The organism is Clostridium sp. C8 (assembly GCF_001010885.1).
Classification (GTDB): Bacteria; Bacillota; Clostridia; order Clostridiales; family Clostridiaceae; genus Clostridium; species Clostridium sartagoforme.
In genome coordinates this window covers 1-3,328 of sequence record NZ_LBMX01000014.1, presented here as the reverse complement: position 1 = coordinate 3,328, position 3,328 = coordinate 1, and the positions used below count along the sequence as shown (strand labels likewise).

Here is a 3,328-nt window from a genome sequence, read left to right as displayed (position 1 = left end):
GTGGGCCGTTCCCTCTCCAACGAGCTAAGGCGCCGCGGGCCCATCTTATAGCGGATGGCTCCTTCAATTACTTCTTCATGCGAAAATGTAATGTTATGCGGTATTAATCTTCCTTTCGGAAGGCTATTCCCCTCTATAAGGCAGGTTGCCCACGTGTTACTCACCCGTCCGCCGCTAGGTTCATCCCCGAAGGGAATCTCCTCGCTCGACTTGCATGTGTTAGGCACGCCGCCAGCGTTCGTCCTGAGCCAGGATCAAACTCTCAATAAAAAGTTTAATCTGTCTCAAATTACTTTGAGTCTTTTAATGCAACAACGCTTACTATTGTCAGCGTTGTAAGTTCGAATAACTAAATTTAAATTTAGATTCTCACTTAAGACTTCTAAAAGAATTGCTGGTTTATTTTACTTAACTTATTTTCTGTTCAAATTTCAAAGATCTTGTCACATAAGCGACTTCTACATCTTAACATCTCAAGTATTCATTGTCAATATTTTTTTATTAGACAATTATTTCTCAAGAACATTGATTATTCTATCATAGCTTCACTTATCTAAAAATATATATAATCCGTTTATTTAAGATTATTTTTTATTTTCACTATATTTTATTAATATATCTTTATTTCTCATATATTGATACTCGTGGATATGTGTAAGATTAATACCTTAAAATTAGAATTCTACAGAATTAAATTGTAGAATTTTAAAAGTATTAGTATTATAATATATTTGTTTATTGAATTTGTAATAAGCATCTATAGCTCAGTTGGATAGAGCGTTGGACTTCGAATCCAGTGGTCGGGGGTTCAAATCCCTCTAGGTGCACCATTTTTATATTTTGCAAAATAAAATTTCTATTTCACAAATCACAATTCACAGAATTCAAATTATAAGGATTTAAAGAGAACAGAAATTTAAAATTAGGGCAATAGATAAGTTTATGTACAACTATTTATCTATTGCCTTTTTTTTGCATGACTAGTTGGTAAGTTTAAAATAATAGATACTTTGTACAAGTAAACTGTGAATTCTAAGCTGTGCACTAAATAAATTGTTTTACAATTTATAAATATTTCAATATTATAAAAGAAATAGGCTTAACCTTAATCTTGCTTCCTTCTATATAATAAAGCCCTTCTTCATTTATATCCTCTTTGTCTGCTATTACTTCAAACTTACTATGGTCTAGTTCTACCTCGACTTCATTTTTATTAGAATTGAATATAACTGCTATTTTTCCTAAATTATCTCCTACTTTGTCCCCATTAGCTATATATCCAACTATATTATTCTCATTAAAGTTCTCTCCTATATTTAAGAATGAAATATTTTCCTGTATATCTACTGCTGATTTCATTTTAAATACTTCGTGTTTTTTTCTTAAATTAATCAGTTTTTTGTAATAATTAAAAACATCTATATACTTTTCTTTTCTCTTCCAATCAAATTTATTAATGCAATCAGGCGATTTATAGCTATTTTCTATTAAATTGTTATTTTTATCTTTCTTAGTTCTTAGTATTTCATCTCCTGAATGTATAAATGGAATTCCTTGTGATGTTAGTACTATAGCTGCTGCCATTTTATTCATATCTTTTTTTTCTTCCTCCGATGATGAAGTTTCAACTAAACATATCTTATCCCATAAAGTATAATTATCATGAGCTGATGTGTACGTTATAACTTGATATGGTTCTTTTGCCCAGTACTCATCTGAATAAATAACTTTATTGTAATCTATATCTTTATGCTTTATAGATGCGATTATACCAAACTTTATACTTTCTTCAAGATCTGATTCTCCGTTTATAAACCCACCTTTTTCTTTTTGAAAAACGTCTCCTTTTATTGCATCTCTTATATCATCGCTAAAAGCTCCTATTTGTAATTTATCAAATTTTTTTATATTTTTTTTAAGAGTTAACTTATCATCAGATAATGGTGAATCATCCGCCTTCCAACCTTCTCCATAAATTAGTATATTTTTATTTAGCTTACTAAGTTCTTCTCTAATCCTCTTCATTGTATCCATATCATGTAGAGCCATCAAATCAAATCTAAATCCATCTATTTTGTATTCTTTTGCCCAATATATGATAGAGTCAACAATAAACTTTCTTACCATATACCTTTCTGATGCTATTTCATTTCCACAACCTGATCCATTTGAAAAATTTCCATCTCTTTTTTGTCTATAATAGTAATTTGGGAAACTCATGTTAAAGTTGGAATTTTCTGTATCAAAGGTATGATTATACACAACATCCATAATAATTTTAATATTATTTTCATGTGCCTTTAATATCATTTCCTTAAATTCTTTTATTCTCACTTCCGATAAATAAGGATTTGTAGAATAAGAACCTTCTAAAGAATTATAATTTAGCGGATCATATCCCCAATTATATTCTAATTCACTAAATTTTTCTTCATCTACAGTTTTATAATCAAAACTCGGCATTAATTGTATTGTGTTTATTCCAAGTTCTTTTAGATGATTAAATCCAGTTGTTATATTATCAGTTTTATTTATTTCTTGAGTTAATCCTTTAAATTTTCCCCTTATATTTTCGTCAACTAAAGAGTTTTTATCTATTGTAAAATCTCTTATATTTAATTCATATATAATTGAATCTAAAGGATCAAATGATGGAATTCTATGATTTTTCCAACCTTTTGGATTAGTACTATCTAAATTTATTACCATTCCTCTTTTTCCATTAACACCTACTGCCTTAGCATAGATATCAACTACTTCATTTATTTCTCCATTGATATTAACTAAATAGTTATAATACTCACCATGTAAGTCTCCTTCTACTATGATTTCAAAAACTCCTCTATCTGTTTTTTTCATTTCTATAATGTCTATAGAATCTCTAGAGTAGTCATAGCCTTCTTTTCCATAAAGCTTTAATTTCATATTTTCTGCTAGTGGAGACCATATCCTAAAAATAGTTTGTTTTTTCGTATAAATAGCTCCTAACTCTTCTTCATATTTATATAAACTATCAAGTTCATCATAATTAAAATTCATACTACCACCCTTTCCTTTAATAATTGTATTATATCTCTAAAATATATTATTTTTAGTTACTATAATAACATTTGTGTAAGAATACAAATATTATAGTAAATTATTATTTATAATTTAAAAATTTATTTTATTATAAATGCAATATATTTCATTAGACTTATATATGCCTAAGGTGGAAGTAATGAAATTTTATATTATTCTATTAACTTTTTATAATTTTATTAAAAAGCAAAAAAATAAAGGATAACTTATGTTATCCTTTATTTTTTGGAGCGGGTGATGAGAATCG

At 28.0% G+C, this 3,328-nt stretch carries 1 protein-coding gene, 1 tRNA gene and 1 rRNA gene; 1 reads left to right on the top strand and 2 read right to left on the bottom strand.

Going from position 1 to position 3,328, the window contains the following annotated elements; all coding sequences use genetic code 11:
* Positions 1 to 270, bottom strand: a 16S ribosomal RNA gene (locus AAT22_RS02845); the annotation flags it as partial.
* A gap of 483 nt (positions 271 to 753) precedes the next feature.
* On the opposite strand from AAT22_RS02845, the gene AAT22_RS02840 reads away from it, so the two are divergent.
* A tRNA-Arg gene (locus tag AAT22_RS02840) sits at positions 754 to 830 on the top strand.
* 235 nt (positions 831 to 1,065) lie between these two features.
* On the opposite strand, the gene pulA is transcribed toward AAT22_RS02840, so the two are convergent.
* Complete coding sequence (gene pulA, locus AAT22_RS02835) at positions 1,066 to 3,039, bottom strand: type I pullulanase (protein WP_047000194.1); 1,974 nt, start codon at positions 3,037 to 3,039, stop codon at positions 1,066 to 1,068.
* Positions 3,040 to 3,328: the final 289 nt, after the last annotated feature.